Below are 16329 nucleotides of genomic sequence, written 5' to 3'. Positions count from 1 at the left end.
CTAAAACAAACCAGTTTGACTTGCATCAAGCCTGAATTTTTTTCATAGAGCAAAATCGTGCCCAGCAAATCTATCCCTAAGGAGGCAGATGTGGATATTATCAAGACCGATGTCGCCATCATCGGTGCCGGTGGTGGTGGCCTGCGTGCCGCAATCGCCATAGCAGAAGCACACCCGGATCTGGACATCGCCCTGATCTCCAAGGTCTACCCGATGCGCAGCCACACAGTGGCCGCAGAAGGCGGTGCCGCCGGTGTTGTCCGTGATGATGACTCCCTCGAAAACCACTTCAACGACACCGTATCCGGTGGCGACTGGTTGTGTGAGCAGGACGTGGTCGACTACTTCGTCAACAACGCCACCAACGAGATGATCCAGCTGGAGCACTGGGGTTGCCCCTGGAGCCGCAAGCCGGACGGCAAGGCCAACGTGCGTCGTTTCGGCGGGATGAAGATCCCGCGGACCTGGTTCGCGGCAGACAAATCCGGTTTCCACATTCTGCACACCCTGTTCCAGACCTCCATCAAGTACCCGAGCATCAAGCGCTTCGATGAGCACTTCTGCATGGACTTGATCGTGGACGACGGTCGCGTGCAAGGCGTGCTGACCTTCGATATCCAGAACGGCGTCTCCCGCTTCATCCAGGCCAAGTCCGTCATTCTGGCCACAGGTGGCGCCGGTCGCGTTTACCGCTACAACACCAACGGCGGCATAGTCACAGGTGACGGCATGGCGCTGGCCTACCGCCACGGCGTGCCGCTGCGCGACATGGAATTCGTTCAGTATCACCCGACCGGTCTGCCGGGCACCGGCATACTGATGACCGAAGGTTGCCGTGGTGAAGGCGGCATCTTGGTCAACAAGGATGGTTACCGCTACCTGCAAGACTACGGCCTGGGCCCGGAAACTCCGGTCGGCCAGCCGAAGAACAAACACATGGAGCTGGGTCCGCGCGATCGTCTCTCCCAGGCATTCTGGCAGGAACAGCAGAAAGGCCGCGTGATCCAGGGCCCCATGGGCGACGTGGTTCACCTCGACCTGCGCCACCTCGGCGAGAAGTACCTGAAAGAGCGTCTGCCCTTCATCTGCGAGCTGGCCAAGGCCTACGTGGGTGTGGATCCGGTCAAGGAACCTATCCCGGTACGTCCGACCGCCCACTACACCATGGGTGGTATCGAGACCAACGGTCAGTGCGCCACCCGCATGCCGGGCCTTTACGCCCTGGGCGAGTGTGCCTCCGTCGGTCTGCATGGCGCCAACCGTCTGGGCTCCAACTCCCTGTCCGAGATAGTGGTATTCGGCAAGGTAGCGGGCGAGCACGCCGGTGAATTCGCCAAGACCCAGGCGCACGGCGACACCCAGGCACTGGCCGCCAAGGCCGAGCAGTTGATCAAGCAACACCTCTCGCTGATGGACATAGACGGTACCGAAAACCCGGCCGATATCCGCAACGAGTTGGGCATGTCCATGGAAGCCGGTGTCGGTATCTACCGTACCGAAGAGCTGATGCAGGGCACCATCGACAAGATCAACGAGCTGAAGGCCCGTTACAAGAAGGTCAAGATCAACGACAAGTCCTCTGTCTTCAACACGGATCTGCTGTACGCCATCGAACTGGGCTACATGCTGGACGTGGCCGAAGCCATGGCACATTCCGCCATCAACCGGAAAGAGTCCCGCGGTTCCCACCAGCGTCTGGACGGTTATGAAGAGCGGGATGACGTGAACTACCTCAAGCACTCCCTCTCCTTCTACAACCAGGAAGGCGCCCCGACCATCGATTACTCCGATGTGAAGATCACTAAATCCCAACCGGCAAAACGCGTATACGGTTCCGAGGGTGAGAAACAAGACGAGGCTAAGAAGAATGGCTGAGATGATCGAAATTGAAATCCTGCGTTATCGCCCTGAGCAGGACAACGAGCCCTGGATGCAGACCTTCCAGGTGCCTTATCTGAAAGAGATGTCCCTGCTGGATGCGCTGCAATACATCAAGGATCAGCTCGACTCCACCCTGAGCTTCCGCTGGTCCTGCCGCATGGCGATCTGCGGCTCCTGCGGCATGATGGTCAACGGTATTCCGAAGCTGGGTTGCAAGACCTTCCTGCGTGACTATCTGCCGGGCAAGATGACCATAGAGCCGCTCAACAACTTCCCGATCGAGCGCGATCTGGTGGTCGACATGTCCGATTTCATCGAGAAGCTGGAGAGCATCAAGCCCTACATCATCCCGAGCGAACCGCGCAGCCTGTGCGAGGGCGAGTACACCCAGACCCCGGCCGACATGGCGAAGTATCACCAGTTCTCCATGTGCATCAACTGTGGTCTGTGCTACGCCGCCTGCCCGCAGTATGGCATCAACAAGAAGTTCACCGGTCCGGCGGCACTGGCACTGGCCTATCGCTACAACGCCGACAACCGCGACAGCGCGTCCAAAGAGCGGATGAAGATCATCAGCCAGGACGAGGGCGTCTGGGGTTGTACCTTCGTGGGTTATTGCTCCGATGTCTGCCCCAAGGGTGTGGATCCGGCCGCAGCCATCCAGCTTGGCAAGGTCGAGAGCGCCAAGGACTACATGATCGCCATGTTCAAGCCAGATTGAGATCAGGAATGAGACCATGAACAACACCAATAGCAAACGTAAGCCTTACGTCCGCGAAATGAAGAAAGACTGGTGGCTGAAGAATGCCTTCTACACCGGTTACATGATCCGCGAAGGCACCAGCATCTTCGTCTCCATCTATGCCGTCGTGCTGATGTGGGGTCTGCTGCGTCTGGTTCAGGGTCAGGAAGCGTTCAACGGCTGGCTGGAATCCCTGCAAAGCCCGATCGCCATCCTGTTCCACGTCATCGCGCTGGCGGCCTGCCTGTTCCACGCCAAGACCTGGTTCGCCCTGGCGCCCAAGGCCATGCGCATCTTCCGTGGTGAAGACCTGGTGCCGGAGAAGCCGATCGTCATCGCCCAGTATGTGGCGCTGGCAGTGGTATCCCTGCTGATCCTGATCATCGTGGCTTGAGGAGATTAATGATGAGACGTTCTGACGAACCCATTTACTGGGGACTGTTTGGTGCCGGTGGCATGGTGGTTGCCATGTTGCTGCCAGTGATTGTCCTCATTACCGGTCTGCTGGTGCCCATGGGCATCATGGACGTGGAGACCATGAGCTACGAACGCGCACTCGAGTTCGCCAGCTCCTGGTGGGGTGCCTGCATCCTGCTGGTGATCATAGCCCTGCCCATCTGGCACGGCATGCACCGCATCTACCACGGTCTGCATGATCTGGGGATCCACACCACCAAGCTGCACCACTATGTGTTCTATGGCTTCGCCTTCCTGGTGTCTGCCATTACCGTCGGTCTGCTGATGGTGCTGGTATTCCAGTAAGCGCATCCTGACGCAATGACAAACCGGGCCCTGTGCCCGGTTTTTTTATGGCCATCACTCCACCGGCGGCAAGAATCTGCGCATCACCTCGTCGCTGTAGCCGCTGTCCTGAAACTGGATGAGCACCTGATTGATACGGGTCACCAGCTCATAGGCGCGTGGTGAGCCCTTGCTCACCAGCAGATAGAAGCCCTTGCGACTGGGCAGGGCGAGGTTGAGCAGACCGCTCTCGCTCTGGTAGATGCCAAGGCCGATCCCGCTCGTCAGCGGCTCGATTTCACTTGGCAGAAAGTCGCAGCGATCCCGCCCCAGCATGTCCAGCGCCTGCTGCAACTGCTTGACCCGGCGCGGCTCCAGCACCAGCCCATAGGGGGCATAGTTGTAGCCAATCACACCACACACACGGGAGCGGTTGACCGTCTGCAGATCGGGCACCTCGGGGAAGCGGCGCTTGAGGTAGAAAAATCCGAGGTGGGTGTAGTAGAGCGGCACGCTGTAGAAGGCATACTCGGCCCGCTCGGGTTTGTAACTGGCATCCCAGGTCAGTTCGCACAGTCCGTTCTGGCGATAATCCGCAAGTTCCTGCTGCACCCGTGCCCAGGGCAGGTAGCGGATCTGGTGTGACAGTCCCAGTTTTTTCAGAGCATCGAGCACCAGTGTGGTGGCCGAGCCGGTGAGACGGCTGGTGTCGGGCACGCCATCCTTGCGCTCCCAATAGGTGAAGGGGGCCCACTCATTGCCCTCCCCCAGGCAGATCTGCACCTCGGGCTCCGCCGCCTCCACCAGCCCGGCCAAGCCCCATCCCAGCAGCAACAACATGGATCGCGTCATCGTCTCCCTCCTTCGCTACCCTTGCAGCTTAGTTCAGAGGGCTGAGCCGCTCATCCATCAGGCGCCGCCAAGATCGCGCCACAAGGCCAGCAGGGGCGCGGGAATGGCGCCGTACTGCAGGCTCGGGGTCTGATGCCACTCCGCCAACCGTTGCAGCGCCCTGGCCAGATCCTGCGCCAGGGTACGGGTGACCCTGACCCCCGCCTCCAGATAGAGACTCTTTATCTCGAAGATCCCCTGCTGGCGATGGGCCTTGGCGTCCATCCTGCCCACCAGCTTGCCGCGATGCAGCAGCGGCAGCACGAAGTAGCCGTACTGGCGTTTGGGCGCCGGGGTATAGCACTCGATGCGATAGTCAAAGTTGAACAGTTCACTGGCTCGCTTGCGATCCCAGACTAGCGGATCAAACGGCGACAGCGCCGTGGTGTGGGTCGCCTTGAGGGTGCCGGACAGGGCCTGGGCCAGCTCGTCTGCCAGCGAGGCGTGCACGAAGGCGCCGTGCTGCCACCCCTCCACCCGCACCGGCAACAGTTCTCCCTCATCCGCCAACTGGTGGAGCAGGGCGTCGTATTTGCCACGGCGCAACCGATAGTAATCGGCGACCCAGCCGGTCTTGACCAGCCCCAGCGCCCGGCAACTGGCCCGCACCATGTCCCTTTGTGCTTGTTCCGGGCTCGGCAGATCCCGCTCGTCACGCCAGTCGGGCATGATCCGCTCGGCCAGATCATAGACCCGCTGGAAGTTGCGCCGCTCACGCACCATCAGCTGGCCCGCGGTAAACAGCACCTCCAGATGGCGCTTCTCCGGCTTCCAGTCCCACCAGCCGTTGCCCTTCTCCCCCTTGCGCTCGAAATCGGCCGCCCGCACCGGGCCATGCTGGCGAATGCGCTCGATGATTTGGCCTATCTCCTGCTGATGGGTGGCGAGCCAGTTGGCCGAAAACTTCCAGCCCATGGCGGCGGGATCCAGCATGCGGTGACGCAGCAGGCGGTAATCCTCGCGCGGCACGAAGCAGGCCTCGTGGGCCCAGTATTCGAAAATCTCGCCATCGGCCAGCAGTTGCTCCAGCCAGCGCGGCTCGTACTGGCCAAGCCGGCTGAACAGCACCAGGTAGGGGCTGCGCGCCACCACAGAGATGGTGTCTATCTGCAGCAGCGCCATGCGGCGGATGGTGGCCAGCAGATCGGCCGGGGTCGCTTTGCTGCGACGGGGGGCAAGCAGGCCCTGGGCCGCCAGTTGCAGATGACGGGCGTCCTGCAGCGAGAGATGGGGGATCGACATGAAAAACCACTCCTTGGTTTCAGGGTGCCGCGCTTGCCGCCTCGTCGCGGCTCGCAGCGCCAGTCCGACGATAAACGGGGAAGGTAACGCCTTGCGGTCAGGCCATCAGCATGCCCAACTCGGCGGCAAATGAAAACGCCCTGCTCAGGGTTTGGTGATGACGGCCACATCGGCGTGGGGAAAGAGAACGTCTGCCTGCCAGCGGGCCGCCAAGGCGCGAAACGAGGCCTCGGCGAAGAAGACGATGTGAGTCGGATCGTGACGGTAGCGCCAGCTCTTGAAACGCTCGTCACCCAGCACCCGCTGGGTCTGCAACACCAGGATGCCGCCGGGCTTGAGGCAGGCCCAGAGCCCGTCCAGCACGGCGCGCGGGGCGGCGATGTGCTCTATCACCTCGGTACTGGTGATGAAGTCGTACTGCCGCGTCAGCAGCTCGGGGAGGTCGGTGTAGAACTTGTCGTAGCCCGCCATCTGATAGCCCGCCTCCCGCCCCATGGCGATCAGCGCCGGGCCCGGACCGCAACCGAAGTCGAGGCCGCTGGCCGGCGGCGGCAGCCGGCTCAGCACCTCGCCGAAGGCCCGCATCAGAAAGCTGCGATAGCGGGGATCATCCACCTGGTTGTCGTGGCCGTCATAGACCGCCTTCTCGCGCTCGGGATCCAGGTGCTCTGCCGCATCCAGCCAGACCAGCTCGCAGGCCCGGCAGCGATGATACAGCTTGCCGGCCACCGGCAGCCCATAGGCATCGGTGGCACAGCAGAGCGGGCAGGATAAGGGGATCATGGCATCTTCTCTCGAAAGCGGGGGGCGGTCTGAAATGGCCGCAGCTTGCCTGCCTGTCTGCTGGCTGACAAGGTTTTTGTCCTGCCAATCGGATGGCTCGTTACAGCTTCGCTTCATTTTTCAGGACGTTACATCGCCCTGATACAAATTTTTTACCTCTTAAGGGTTTCTTAAGTTTGCCCCTTTAGTCTGACAGCAACAGATCAGAAGGAGCCATCCATGACCACAGACATTCAAGCCCCCTACCGTTTGGTACTGGCCGATACCCCGCAACAGGTCATGGCATTGCAGGCCTACATACAGGCGGCCTACAGCCAGGAGTTCAACGCCCGCATTCCCCATTTTCTGCCCTGCCTGCTCGGTCTCTACCGGGCAGACGGCATCTTGGTTGGCGCCTGCGGCCTCAAGTTGGCAAGTGATGAACGCCTCTATCTGGAACAGTATCTGGACCACCCCATAGAGGTCGCCATCGAGACAAGGCTGGGTGCCCCCGCCCGGCGAAATCGCATCGTAGAGGTGGGCAATCTCGCCTGCAGCGAACCGGGCAACGCCCGTCTGATGTTTGCTGCGCTCTGCCGCCTGCTGTGCGACAACGACCTCGATTATGTTGTGTTCACCGGCACAGCCCGGCTTCGCAACAGCTTCCATCGCCTCCACCTCACCCCGGTGGAGCTGGCCCCTGCCCAGGCCGACAAGGTGGGTGACGATGCCAGCGCCTGGGGCGCCTATTACCACTGCCAGCCCAAGGTGATGGTCGGGGATCTCGGCCAGGGACGGCAGGCACTGGCCCAGGGCAGCCTGCTGCTCTCCCTGCTGGCCCCCATGCCCTCCCTGTTCAACTGCCCGCACCGGAACGCCCTATGATGCTGTTTGACCAGATAGCCCATTTCGCCCGCCATGCCCCCCACAGCCCGGCCCTGAGTGGCGGCGAGCATAGGATCAGCTACCAACAGTTGTGGCTGCAGGTGTCCGCCCTGGCCGACCGCCTGCAGATGGCCGGGATCAGCCGACTGGCGCTGCAGCTGGACAACGGCCTGCCCTGGGCGCTCATCGATCTCGCCTGCGCCATGGCCGGTATAGTAGTGATCCCGATCCCCCACTTCTTCAGTCTGGAGCAGCAGGAGTGGTTGCTGGAGAGCAGCGGCGCCGACGCCCTGATCGGCCCCCACCATCCGGGCTGGCAGGCCAGCGATCCGCTGACGCTCGCGGTCGGCGAGCTGCCGCTGTGGCGCCGCACCCCTGCCAGTCTGCCACCCCTGCCGGCCGGCACGGCCAAGATCACCTACACCTCCGGCAGCACGGGACAGCCCAAAGGGGTCTGCCTGTCGCTGGCCCAGATGATGGCGGTCTGCGCCTCGCTGGCCGAGCGGGTCGCCCCGGCCAACGTCGAGAAACACCTGACCCTGCTGCCGCTTACCACACTGCTGGAAAACCTGACCGGCCTCTACGTGCCGCTGCTCACCGGCGCCAGCAGCCGCATTCCCTCGCTGGGAGAGCTCGGCTTTGCCGGCTCCAGCAAGCTGGACCCGGCCACCCTGGCCCAGGCCCTGCTGCGCTGGCCCACCCACAGCCTGGTGCTGGTGCCCGAGCTGCTGCGCCTGCTGCTGGCCCTGTGCAGTGCCAACCCGGCGCTGGCCGAGCAGCTGGCCGGCCTGCGCTTCGTCGCAGTGGGCGGCGGCAAGGTCTCCCCCGAGCTCATCAGCCGGGCCCGCAAGCTGGGGCTGCCTGTCTATGAAGGTTATGGCCTGTCGGAGTGCGGCTCAGTGGTGGCGCTCAACGGTCCGGATGGACACAGCCTGGGCAACGTCGGCCAGCCACTGCCCCACTGCCGGGTATCGATCGCCGCCGACGGCGAGATCCTGGTAGAGGGGGCTGCCATGCTCGGCTATCTGGGCAGCGATGAACCGGCGCCAGAACTGGTCGCTACCGGCGATCTGGGCCACCTGGATGATGAGGGCTACCTGCACATCACGGGGCGCAAGAAGAACGTCCAGATCACCGCTTTTGGCCGCAACTTCTCCCCCGAGTGGATCGAGGCGGAAGCCCAGCTCTGTCCCGCCATCGCCCGCATCGTGATCTTCGGTGACGGCCAACCGGCCAACGTCGCCCTGATCCAGCCACTGCCCGGCGCCGACGCCCAGCTGGCTCAGCAGATCGAGCAGCTCAATCACCGCCTGCCCGACTATGCCCGTATCCATCACTGGCTGCCGGTGGCGCTGGATCAGCATCCGGAACTGCTGACCGCCAACGGTCGCCCCCGCCGCGAGCGGATTTATCACCACTTTTCCCGGCAGATCAGCCAATGCCTTACAGGAGAGACCTCATGAGCTTCTATCAAGTGCTGCAACAAGCCACAGCTCCGGCCCGGGAGCATCTGTTCAAGGCCCCCATCATAGAGGCGTGCCGCAAGGGGGAGATCTCCCGCGACATCTACCTGCGCTTCCTCGCCCAGGCCTTCTATCACGTGCGCCACACGGTGCCGCTCTTGATGGCCACCGGCGGCAAGCTGGGCCAGGAGTATGAATGGGTGCGCGGCGCCATTGCCGAGTACATCGACGAGGAGTACGGCCATCAGGAGTGGATCCTGAGCGACATCCGCGCCTGCGGCGGCGATGCCGAGGCGGTGCGCCACGGCCAGCCCGAACTGCCCATCGAACTGATGGTGGCCTTTCTCTACGACCAGGTACAGCGCGGCAACCCCATGGGCTTCTTCGGCATGGTGCAGGTGCTGGAAGGCACCAGCGTCGCCATCGCCCTGACCGTAGCCGATCAGCTGAAAACGGGTCTCGGCCTGCCCCTCCAGGCCATGAGCTACCTGAGCTCCCACGGCGCGCTGGATCAGGAGCACCTCAAGTTCTTCGAATCCCTGATGAACCGGGTGGAAGACCCGGCGGATCAGGCAGCCATCATTCACTCGGCCAGGGTGGTCTACCGCCTCTACGCCGACATGCTCTATCAACTGACGGAAAACCAGACATCATGAAGCTTGAAGGAAAACTCGTGCTGCTCACGGGCGCCAGCGGCGGGATCGGCGAAGCGCTGGCCCAGGAGCTGGCGGCCCAGGGGGCACACCTGTTGCTGCATGGACGCAGAGCCAGTGCGCTGGAGCGCCTCTGCAAGGAGCTGCCGCACCCGGAGCGCCACCAGACGGTGATCGCCGATCTGGGCTCGCCCCAGGAGCGGACCAGACTGCTGCAACATCCGGCGCTGGACGAGGGGCTGGACGTGCTGATCAACAACGCCGGCTGCAACCAGTTTGCCTGGCTGGAAGATCAGAGCAGCGAGCAGGTCGAGCGCCAGCTGCTGCTCAACATAGAGGCGCCAATCCAGCTCACCCGCATGCTGCTGCCCCGCCTGCGCAAGCCGGCGGTGATCATGAACATAGGCTCCAGCTTCGGCGCCATCGGCTACGCCGGCTACAGCGTCTACTGTGCCAGCAAGTTCGCCCTGCGCGGCTTCAGCGAGGCGCTCGGCCGCGAGCTGGAGGGAACCGGCATCCAGGTGCTGCACTTTGCCCCCCGCGCCACCCGTACCCGCCTCAACTCAGAGGCAGCCTACGAGATGAATGCCGAGCTCGGCACTCACACCGACAGCCCGCAGGACGTGGCCGAGGAGGCCGTCATCGCCCTGTGCAACGAGACCCGCCGCAGCTGGCTCGGCTGGCCGGAGAAGCTGTTCGTGCGGCTCAACGCCCTGCTGCCCGGCCTGGTCGATCGGGCGCTGGCCAAGCAAAAACCCATCATAGAGCGCTATGCCCGCCACACGGCGCCCGGTGCCGGCAATCCGGGGCACTCCACTTCCGTCATGACAGAGAAGGAACGTTAAGATGAAGCACGCCACTTTCCGCCCCCGTTTCAGCCACGGCGCCCTCCTGCTGCTCATGCTGGGTTCAGGTCTGGCCCAGGCCGCCGACGCCCTGCCCGTCATCCAGCAGCAGTGGGCCGTCTGTCAGTATCAGCAGACCGGCAAGGCCAAGGAGAACTGCCTCGAGCAGTTGAGCAGTCAGGCCGATCAGGCCAGCGCCAAGGAGGCCTTTCGCACCGACCTCTTGATCTGGTCTGCCATCGTCAAGAGCACCTGGGCCGGCGCCAAGGGCGGGCTGGGGGCGCTGGGCCTGGTCAAGGAGGCCAAGGCCAAGCTGGAGATAGCCCTCAAGCAGGATCCCAAGGCGCTGGAAGGCTCCGCCTACACCAGCCTGGGCTCGCTCTACTATCAGGTGCCGGGCTGGCCGGTGGGCTTTGGCGATGACGAGAAGGCCGAGCAGCTGCTCAAGCAGGCGCTGCTCATCAACCCGACCGGCATAGATCCCAACTTCTTCTACGGCGACTTCCTGCTCGATCAGGGCCGCAAGGATGAAGCCAAAACCTATCTGGACAAGGCACTGGCGGCGCCGGACCGCCCCGGCCGCGAGCTGGCGGATCAGGGCCGTCGCATCGAGATCCGGGACCGCCTCGCCAAGCTATAAAAACAAGCCGGATCAAACAGCTATTTAAACTCTGCCCGCCCGCTTGCATACTGGTGGGCAGCGTCGTTTAAGGGGGGAGTGACTATGCGGATCCTGTTGGTCGAAGATGATGTGATGCTGGGTGATGGCATGGTGGATGCCCTGCGCAGCAGTGGCTACACGGTGGATTGGCTACAGCAGGGGCTGCCCGCCCTGTCGGTGCTCAAGAGCGAGGAGTTTGCGGCCCTTATTCTGGATCTCAACCTGCCGGATATCGACGGCATCAGCCTGCTGCGCAAGCTGCGCCGGGAAGGCCAGACACTGCCGGTGCTGATCCTCACCGCCCGCGACGCCCTGGACGACCGGGTACTGGGGCTGGATGCGGGCTCCGACGACTACATGGTCAAGCCCTTCGCCCTGCAGGAGCTCAACGCCCGCCTGCGCGCCCTGGTGCGGCGCAGCAAGGGCCAGGCCCAGGCGATGCTGGAATATGGCGAGCTGCAGCTCTATCCCGAGTCTCAGCAGGTCATCTATCGGGGCGAGCCGGTCAAGCTGACCCCCCACGAATACAAGCTGTTGCAGGAACTCATCACCCAGAGCGGCCGGGTACTGAGCAAGGATCAGCTGCAACAGAGCCTCTACGGCTGGGATGAGGGGGCCGAAAGCAATGCTGTGGAGGTCCATATCCACCACCTGCGCAAGAAGTTCTACAGCGACCTCATCCGCAACATTCGCGGGGTCGGCTACATCATTCCCCAGCTTGAGCAGGCCCAACGCCGGGACGGCCGGGCATGACGAGTCCCCGCTCCATCCGCCGTTTTCTGCTCTCCGGCATACTGGCGCTGGTCAGCGTCAGCCTGGCCATCAGCGCCCTCATCGGCTATCTGGAGGCCAGCCACGAGATGGAGGAGCTGTTCGATGCCCGCCTCGCCCAGTCTTCCCGCATCACCAATCAGCTGCTCAGCCGTTATCTGGAGCAAAATGGCGAGCTGCCCGCCAACGGCACCGTCTACGAAGATTGGGAGCAACACAACCCGGATCAGTGGCAAAAGGACACCAGCCTCAATCTGAGCGGCGAAGACAGGGAGCTGACCCCCTTCGGCCACGAGTTCGAACGCAACCTCTACTTCCAGCTGCTGAACGAACAGGGCAGCATACTGCTGCGCTCCCCCAGCGCTCCGAGCCAGCCACTGGTCGAACTGGCCCCCGGCTTCAACACGGTCGAGAAAGACCAGCATCAGTGGCGCACCTTCACCCTCTACAACCGGGGCGAACATACCTGGCTGGTGGTGGCGGAGCGGGACGACGAGCGCAGCGAACTGGCCAGCAAGATGGCCACCCTGACCATGCTGCCGCTGCTCATCACCTTGCCCTTCCTGCTCTGCCTGCTGTGGTGGCTCATCTCCCGCGGCCTGGCACCGTTGCGGCTGCTGGCCCAGGCCATAGGCGAACGCCACCCCGCCAACCTGAGCCCGCTCAACCTGAAGATCCGCGCCCAGGAGCTGACCCCGCTCACCAACGAGATCAACCGCCTGATGCACGCCCTGGCAGACACCATAGAGCGGGAGAAGCAGTTCACCAACGAGGCGGCCCACGAGCTGCGCACCCCGCTGGCGGTGCTGCGCATCCACAGCGAAAACGCGCTGGCAGCCGAGGATGACGCCAGCCGCGAGCAGTCGTTGCAAAAGATGCTGCTGGCGCTCGATCGCAGCGATCGCCTGCTGCGCCAGCTGCTGACCCAGGCCCGTATCGACAACCAGCAGGGGCTGGAGCTGACCGAGCTCAATCTGAACCAGCTGCTGCAAGGCACCCTGGCCACCCTGGCCCCCATAGCCCTGAAAAAGGATCAGCAGCTGTCGCTGGAGGGGCCGGAGCAGCTCACCGTGATGGGGCAAGCCACCCTGCTGGAGCTGATGTTCAGCAACCTCATCGACAATGCGCTGCGCTACACCCAGGCGCAGGGCGAGATAGCGGTCGAGGTGCGGCACGAAGGCAACAGGGTCAGGGTCGATATCCGCGACAACGGCCCCGGCATCCCCACCGCCGCCCTGTCACGCCTGTGCGAGCGCTTCTTTCGGGTCAATCCCCAGCAAGGAGACGGGGTCGGCCTCGGCATGGCCATCGTCTCGCGCATCGCCCAGCTGCACGGCGCGGATCTGGACATCCACAACCGGTCAGAGGGAGGACTGGAGGTAAGCGTGCTGCTGCCCGTGCCGCCGCAGCCTTCTTCATGATACCGCCTCGGCGCGCATGGAAAACGGGGGCCTGAGCCCCCGTTTCTGTTGTTTGCAGCGCCTCTGGCGCGACACCACTCAGCGGCAGCCGGGCTGCACAGTGAAGGTACGGCTCGAATCCACCGCCCCCAGATCCGCCAGCAGACGGCGACCGAGCAGCACCGGATAGATCATCTTGCTGCGATCCCGCAGGGTGAACCACTCCTCATACACCTTGTCGCCCAGGCAGATGGACATGGTGACCGTGGGGCGCTGCTCCATGCCGCCGGCGCCGCGCACCGTCACCATGTGCTCCACCGGCCGCTCCAGGGTCTGGCGCACCTGCCGGTCGGTATTGGCATCCGTCACCAGCAGGGTAAAGCGCACCCAGGGTTTGCCATCGCGCTTGAAGTGGTGCAGATCCCGCGCATCCATCGAGGAGGTGAGCGCCCCGGTATCCAGCTTCATCTTCACCGCCACGCCGCTTGGCATGATGAGCCCCTTCTCGATCCAGCCGTACACGGCGGGAGCCGAGGCGGCACGGGCAGCCCCCGGCAGGGAGAGGCAGGCCAGCAGCAACAGCGGCATCATTCGCGATCCAAACATGTCAGTTCCTCGTCCAGACAGGGCCCAGGCTGGCCCGAGAGGCCCAGAATGGGGATGCAAACGGCGGCTGTCAACTGGCGAAGCGCGGCGGCAGACGGACTTGTTCCGCCCGCGTCGAAGGCGCGACATGGGTTGGTAAAAAGGCGTGATTGAGGAGTGTGTTCGCGGGGAGGTTCAGGCCGAAAAGCGGTGTTGGATGACACCCGAGGCTGCGCTCAGGTTGTGACGCCAAAGGCTAACACAATGATGAGTGAATTATCAGTCTTGTTCTGGCGGGATTTTTGCCTACACTGTTGTAAACCGGAGGCCATGAAAACCGCCGGTTTTTTTGCGCCTGCCGAAAATTGACCACTGCAAAAGTGACTTTCAACAAGGCTCAATAAGGAATTCGTCATGCGTATCGAAGAAGACTTGAAGCTAGGTTTCAAGGATGTTCTGTTCCGCCCCAAGCGCTCCACTCTCAAGAGCCGTTCCCAAGTCAGCCTGACCCGTCAGTTCACCTTCAAGCACACCCAGACTCAATGGCAGGGCGTTCCCGTCATCGCCGCCAACATGGATACCGTCGGCAGCTTCGCCATGGCCAGAACCCTGGCCGGTTTCGAGATGATGACCGCAGTACACAAGCACTACAGCCTTGCGCAGTGGCAAGCCTTCGTGAACGAGACAGACCCGGCGCTGCTGGGCCATGTGATGGTATCGACCGGCACCTCTGAAGAGGACTTCATCAAGACCCGCCAGATCCTGGCCATGTCGGCGGCCCTGCGCTTCATCTGCGTGGACGTGGCCAACGGCTACTCCCAGCACTTCGTCGAGTTCCTGCGCAAAATACGTGAAGCCTGCCCGAACCACGTCATCCTGGCCGGCAACGTGGTCACAGGCGAGATGGTGGAGGAGCTGATCCTCTCCGGCGCCGACATCGTCAAGGTCGGCATAGGCCCGGGCTCTGTCTGCACCACCAGGGTCAAGACAGGGGTCGGCTACCCCCAGCTCTCCGCCATCATAGAGTGCGCCGATGCGGCCCACGGCCTCGGTGGCCAGATCGTCGGTGACGGCGGCTGCACCTGCCCGGGTGACGTGGCCAAAGCCTTCGGCGGCGGCGCCGACTTCGTGATGCTGGGCGGCATGCTGGCAGCCCACGAGGAGTGCGGCGGCGAAGTGGTGGACGTGGATGGCACCCCCTTCATGAAGTTCTACGGCATGAGCTCATCGAGTGCCATGGACAAGCACGCCGGCGGCGTCGCCGACTATCGCGCCTCCGAGGGCAAAACCGTGCTGCTGCCCTACCGTGGCCCGGTCGAGAACACGGTGCGCGACATCCTGGGCGGCGTGCGCTCCACCTGCACCTACGTCGGCGCCAGCCAGCTCAAAGAGCTGACCAAACGCACCACCTTTATCCGGGTGCGCGAACAAGAGAACAACGTCTACGGCAAGGAGTAACCTGCCGCAGCCACCGTCACGCGCTGACGGTTAGAAGCCAGCCAACCGGTGTGCTACCCTGCGCACCGGTTTTTTTGCATCTGGATGCCCTGACATGACCAGCCCCCTCCCCCCGTTTGACTGGGATATCTTCTGCTGCGTAGTGGACAACTTCGGCGACATAGGCGTCACCTGGCGACTGGCCCGCCAGCTGGAGCGGGAAGGGCATGTCCCGACCCACGCTAGCGAAGCAGAAGAAGGGCTGGCCCACGGCAGTGAAGCAAACGTCAGGCTCTGGGTGGACGATCTGGCGAGCTTTGCCCGCATCTGCCCGGGACTCGATCCCGCGCAAGATGGCCAGTGGGTCGCGGGCATCTATATCCAGCACTGGCACGACGCGCTGCCGGCGGATGTGATCCCGGCAAAGGTGGTCATAGAGGCGTTCGCCTGCGAACTGCCCGCTCCCTTCATCGAGCGCATGGCCAGCCAACCCAGGCCCCCCTGCTGGATCAATCTGGAGTACCTCTCGGCCGAATCCTGGGTCGAGGATTGCCACGGCCTCGCCTCGCCGCAACGTCTCGTTAACCAGAGCCTCGGCGACCTGAGCCTCAACAAATACTTCTTCTTCCCGGGCTTCACCCCTAAAACCGGCGGCCTCTTGTGCGAGCGGGGGCTTATCGCCGAACGTGAACAGTGGCAACAGGATAAGGCCGGTCTTGCGGCCTATTGGGCCGGCCTGGGGCTGCCACCTCAAGCGAACGACGAGCTGAGGGTCAGCCTCTTTACCTACGAGAGCGACGCGCTGCTGAGTCTGGTCAACAGCTGGTGCCAGAGCCCAACCCCCGTCACCCTGCTGCTGCCCCTCGGCCGCTCCCTCGATGACGTGCTGCGCGGCGCCGGCCTTGAGAGCGCCATCGCCACCGCGCAAGCGGGGGACCTGCTGCATTCGGGCACTCTGCGCATCAAGCTGCTGCCCATGACCGATCAGGCCGGTTACGATCGGCTGCTGTGGAGCTGCGATCTCAATCTGGTGCGCGGCGAGGACTCTTTCGTGCGGGCCCAGTGGGCAGGTCGCCCCTTCCTGTGGCACATCTACCAGCAGGAAGAGCAGGCCCACATGGTCAAGCTGGACGGCTTTCTCGATCACTATCTGGCAGACTTGCCCGCGGACACGGCCCAGTGGCTGCGCGCCTTCAGCCACGCCCTCAATCAGGGGGAAGCGACCCGCGAACTTTGGGCCCAATGGCCGCGATACGGTGCCATTTGGCGGCAACATGCGCGAAGCTGGTCACAGAAGCCACTCGCGGACGGGGATCTCGTCACGCGGTTGGTGAAATTTTTAGAAAGCCGTATATAATCTGGCAGTTTTT

17 protein-coding genes are annotated in these 16329 nt (G+C 63.0%); 13 read left to right on the top strand and 4 right to left on the bottom strand.

What is annotated here, in order from left to right; translation table 11 throughout:
• Positions 1–90: 90 nt before the first annotated feature.
• Genes frdA through frdD form a run of 4 tightly spaced genes read left to right on the top strand, consistent with a single transcriptional unit; the run spans position 91 to position 3385 of the window.
• Positions 91–1875 (top strand): fumarate reductase (quinol) flavoprotein subunit, encoded by a 1785-nt coding sequence (gene frdA / locus IU367_RS05440; protein ID WP_043555131.1) that lies wholly within the window; start codon positions 91–93, stop codon positions 1873–1875.
• Positions 1868–2602 carry a succinate dehydrogenase/fumarate reductase iron-sulfur subunit gene (locus tag IU367_RS05435; protein WP_043135695.1) on the top strand — a complete coding sequence of 245 codons (735 nt, stop codon included), beginning with the start codon at positions 1868–1870 and terminating at the stop codon, positions 2600–2602. Before frdA ends, IU367_RS05435 begins: the two co-directional genes overlap by 8 nt.
• A gap of 16 nt (positions 2603–2618) precedes the next feature.
• A complete protein-coding gene (locus IU367_RS05430) occupies positions 2619–3017 on the top strand; it encodes a fumarate reductase subunit C (protein ID WP_021138209.1) in 399 nt (132 codons plus the stop codon).
• 11 nt (positions 3018–3028) lie between these two features.
• Positions 3029–3385 (top strand): fumarate reductase subunit FrdD, encoded by a 357-nt coding sequence (gene frdD, locus IU367_RS05425; RefSeq protein WP_042867662.1) that lies wholly within the window; start codon positions 3029–3031, stop codon positions 3383–3385.
• Positions 3386–3439: 54 nt separating this feature from the next.
• Here frdD and IU367_RS05420 read toward each other — a convergent pair whose 3' ends face one another.
• From IU367_RS05420 to IU367_RS05410, 3 genes are all read right to left on the bottom strand, one after another.
• On the bottom strand, positions 3440–4216 hold the full coding sequence (locus IU367_RS05420; RefSeq protein WP_274453632.1) for a substrate-binding periplasmic protein: 777 nt from the start codon (positions 4214–4216) through the stop codon (positions 3440–3442).
• Between the two features lie 57 nt (positions 4217–4273).
• Entirely contained in the window at positions 4274–5497 is a 1224-nt protein-coding gene (locus tag IU367_RS05415; RefSeq protein WP_274453631.1) for a winged helix-turn-helix domain-containing protein, read from the bottom strand.
• A 144-nt stretch (positions 5498–5641) separates the two neighbouring features.
• Positions 5642–6280, bottom strand: coding sequence for a class I SAM-dependent methyltransferase (locus IU367_RS05410; protein ID WP_274453630.1), 639 nt, complete (start codon positions 6278–6280; stop codon positions 5642–5644).
• 219 nt (positions 6281–6499) lie between these two features.
• Here IU367_RS05410 and IU367_RS05405 point away from each other — a divergent pair, with 219 nt between their 5' ends.
• The 7 genes from IU367_RS05405 to IU367_RS05375 all read left to right on the top strand — a co-directional run bounded on the left by IU367_RS05405 (position 6500) and on the right by IU367_RS05375 (position 12958).
• Positions 6500–7144, top strand: a complete 645-nt coding sequence (locus IU367_RS05405) for a thermostable hemolysin (protein WP_241325192.1) — start codon at positions 6500–6502, stop codon at positions 7142–7144.
• Positions 7141–8607, top strand: coding sequence for an AMP-dependent synthetase/ligase (locus IU367_RS05400; protein WP_274453629.1), 1467 nt, complete (start codon positions 7141–7143; stop codon positions 8605–8607). The genes IU367_RS05405 and IU367_RS05400 overlap by 4 nt, the downstream gene beginning before the upstream one ends.
• Positions 8604–9263: an iron-containing redox enzyme family protein gene (locus IU367_RS05395; RefSeq protein ID WP_274453628.1), complete on the top strand. Its 660-nt coding sequence runs from the start codon at positions 8604–8606 to the stop codon at positions 9261–9263. The genes IU367_RS05400 and IU367_RS05395 overlap by 4 nt, the downstream gene beginning before the upstream one ends.
• Complete coding sequence (locus tag IU367_RS05390) at positions 9260–10105, top strand: SDR family oxidoreductase (protein WP_274453627.1); 846 nt, start codon at positions 9260–9262, stop codon at positions 10103–10105. Before IU367_RS05395 ends, IU367_RS05390 begins: the two co-directional genes overlap by 4 nt.
• 1 nt (position 10106) lies before the next feature.
• The gene (locus IU367_RS05385; protein WP_241325196.1) at positions 10107–10745 is read left to right on the top strand and encodes a tetratricopeptide repeat protein; all 639 of its coding nucleotides are present in this window, start codon (positions 10107–10109) and stop codon (positions 10743–10745) included.
• A gap of 84 nt (positions 10746–10829) precedes the next feature.
• Positions 10830–11519, top strand: a complete 690-nt coding sequence (locus IU367_RS05380) for a response regulator (protein WP_043555117.1) — start codon at positions 10830–10832, stop codon at positions 11517–11519.
• Positions 11516–12958, top strand: a complete 1443-nt coding sequence (locus tag IU367_RS05375; protein WP_274453626.1) for an ATP-binding protein — start codon at positions 11516–11518, stop codon at positions 12956–12958. The genes IU367_RS05380 and IU367_RS05375 overlap by 4 nt, the downstream gene beginning before the upstream one ends.
• 78 nt (positions 12959–13036) lie before the next feature.
• Here the strand turns inward: IU367_RS05375 and rloA3 are convergent, their stop codons facing one another.
• The gene (gene rloA3, locus IU367_RS05370; RefSeq protein ID WP_274453624.1) at positions 13037–13543 is read right to left on the bottom strand and encodes a retropepsin-like aspartic peptidase RloA3; all 507 of its coding nucleotides are present in this window, start codon (positions 13541–13543) and stop codon (positions 13037–13039) included.
• Between the two features lie 393 nt (positions 13544–13936).
• On the opposite strand from rloA3, the gene IU367_RS05365 reads away from it, so the two are divergent.
• Both IU367_RS05365 and earP read left to right on the top strand, forming a co-directional pair.
• Complete coding sequence (locus IU367_RS05365) at positions 13937–14980, top strand: GMP reductase (protein WP_042867634.1); 1044 nt, start codon at positions 13937–13939, stop codon at positions 14978–14980.
• A 94-nt stretch (positions 14981–15074) separates the two neighbouring features.
• A complete protein-coding gene (gene earP, locus IU367_RS05360; protein ID WP_274453623.1) occupies positions 15075–16316 on the top strand; it encodes an elongation factor P maturation arginine rhamnosyltransferase EarP in 1242 nt (413 codons plus the stop codon).
• Positions 16317–16329: the final 13 nt, after the last annotated feature.

Origin of the sequence: Aeromonas bestiarum, from assembly GCF_028751155.1 — a bacterium.
Lineage (GTDB): Bacteria > Pseudomonadota > Gammaproteobacteria > Enterobacterales > Aeromonadaceae > Aeromonas > Aeromonas bestiarum.
The sequence above is the reverse complement of the archived record's forward strand: the minus strand, read 5'-3'. Positions and strand labels throughout refer to the sequence as shown.

Coding starts and splice junctions, on each gene's coding strand:
- IU367_RS05435 (WP_043135695.1), top strand. CDS start 1,868: ATGGCTGAGATGATCGAAATTGAAATCCTGCGTTATCGCCCTGAGCAG.
- IU367_RS05430 (WP_021138209.1), top strand. CDS start 2,619: ATGAACAACACCAATAGCAAACGTAAGCCTTACGTCCGCGAAATGAAG.
- frdD (WP_042867662.1), top strand. CDS start 3,029: ATGAGACGTTCTGACGAACCCATTTACTGGGGACTGTTTGGTGCCGGT.
- IU367_RS05420 (WP_274453632.1), bottom strand. CDS start 4,216: ATGACGCGATCCATGTTGTTGCTGCTGGGATGGGGCTTGGCCGGGCTG.
- IU367_RS05415 (WP_274453631.1), bottom strand. CDS start 5,497: ATGTCGATCCCCCATCTCTCGCTGCAGGACGCCCGTCATCTGCAACTG.
- IU367_RS05410 (WP_274453630.1), bottom strand. CDS start 6,280: ATGATCCCCTTATCCTGCCCGCTCTGCTGTGCCACCGATGCCTATGGG.
- IU367_RS05405 (WP_241325192.1), top strand. CDS start 6,500: ATGACCACAGACATTCAAGCCCCCTACCGTTTGGTACTGGCCGATACC.
- IU367_RS05400 (WP_274453629.1), top strand. CDS start 7,141: ATGATGCTGTTTGACCAGATAGCCCATTTCGCCCGCCATGCCCCCCAC.
- IU367_RS05395 (WP_274453628.1), top strand. CDS start 8,604: ATGAGCTTCTATCAAGTGCTGCAACAAGCCACAGCTCCGGCCCGGGAG.
- IU367_RS05390 (WP_274453627.1), top strand. CDS start 9,260: ATGAAGCTTGAAGGAAAACTCGTGCTGCTCACGGGCGCCAGCGGCGGG.
- IU367_RS05385 (WP_241325196.1), top strand. CDS start 10,107: ATGAAGCACGCCACTTTCCGCCCCCGTTTCAGCCACGGCGCCCTCCTG.
- IU367_RS05380 (WP_043555117.1), top strand. CDS start 10,830: ATGCGGATCCTGTTGGTCGAAGATGATGTGATGCTGGGTGATGGCATG.
- IU367_RS05375 (WP_274453626.1), top strand. CDS start 11,516: ATGACGAGTCCCCGCTCCATCCGCCGTTTTCTGCTCTCCGGCATACTG.
- rloA3 (WP_274453624.1), bottom strand. CDS start 13,543: ATGTTTGGATCGCGAATGATGCCGCTGTTGCTGCTGGCCTGCCTCTCC.
- IU367_RS05365 (WP_042867634.1), top strand. CDS start 13,937: ATGCGTATCGAAGAAGACTTGAAGCTAGGTTTCAAGGATGTTCTGTTC.
- earP (WP_274453623.1), top strand. CDS start 15,075: ATGACCAGCCCCCTCCCCCCGTTTGACTGGGATATCTTCTGCTGCGTA.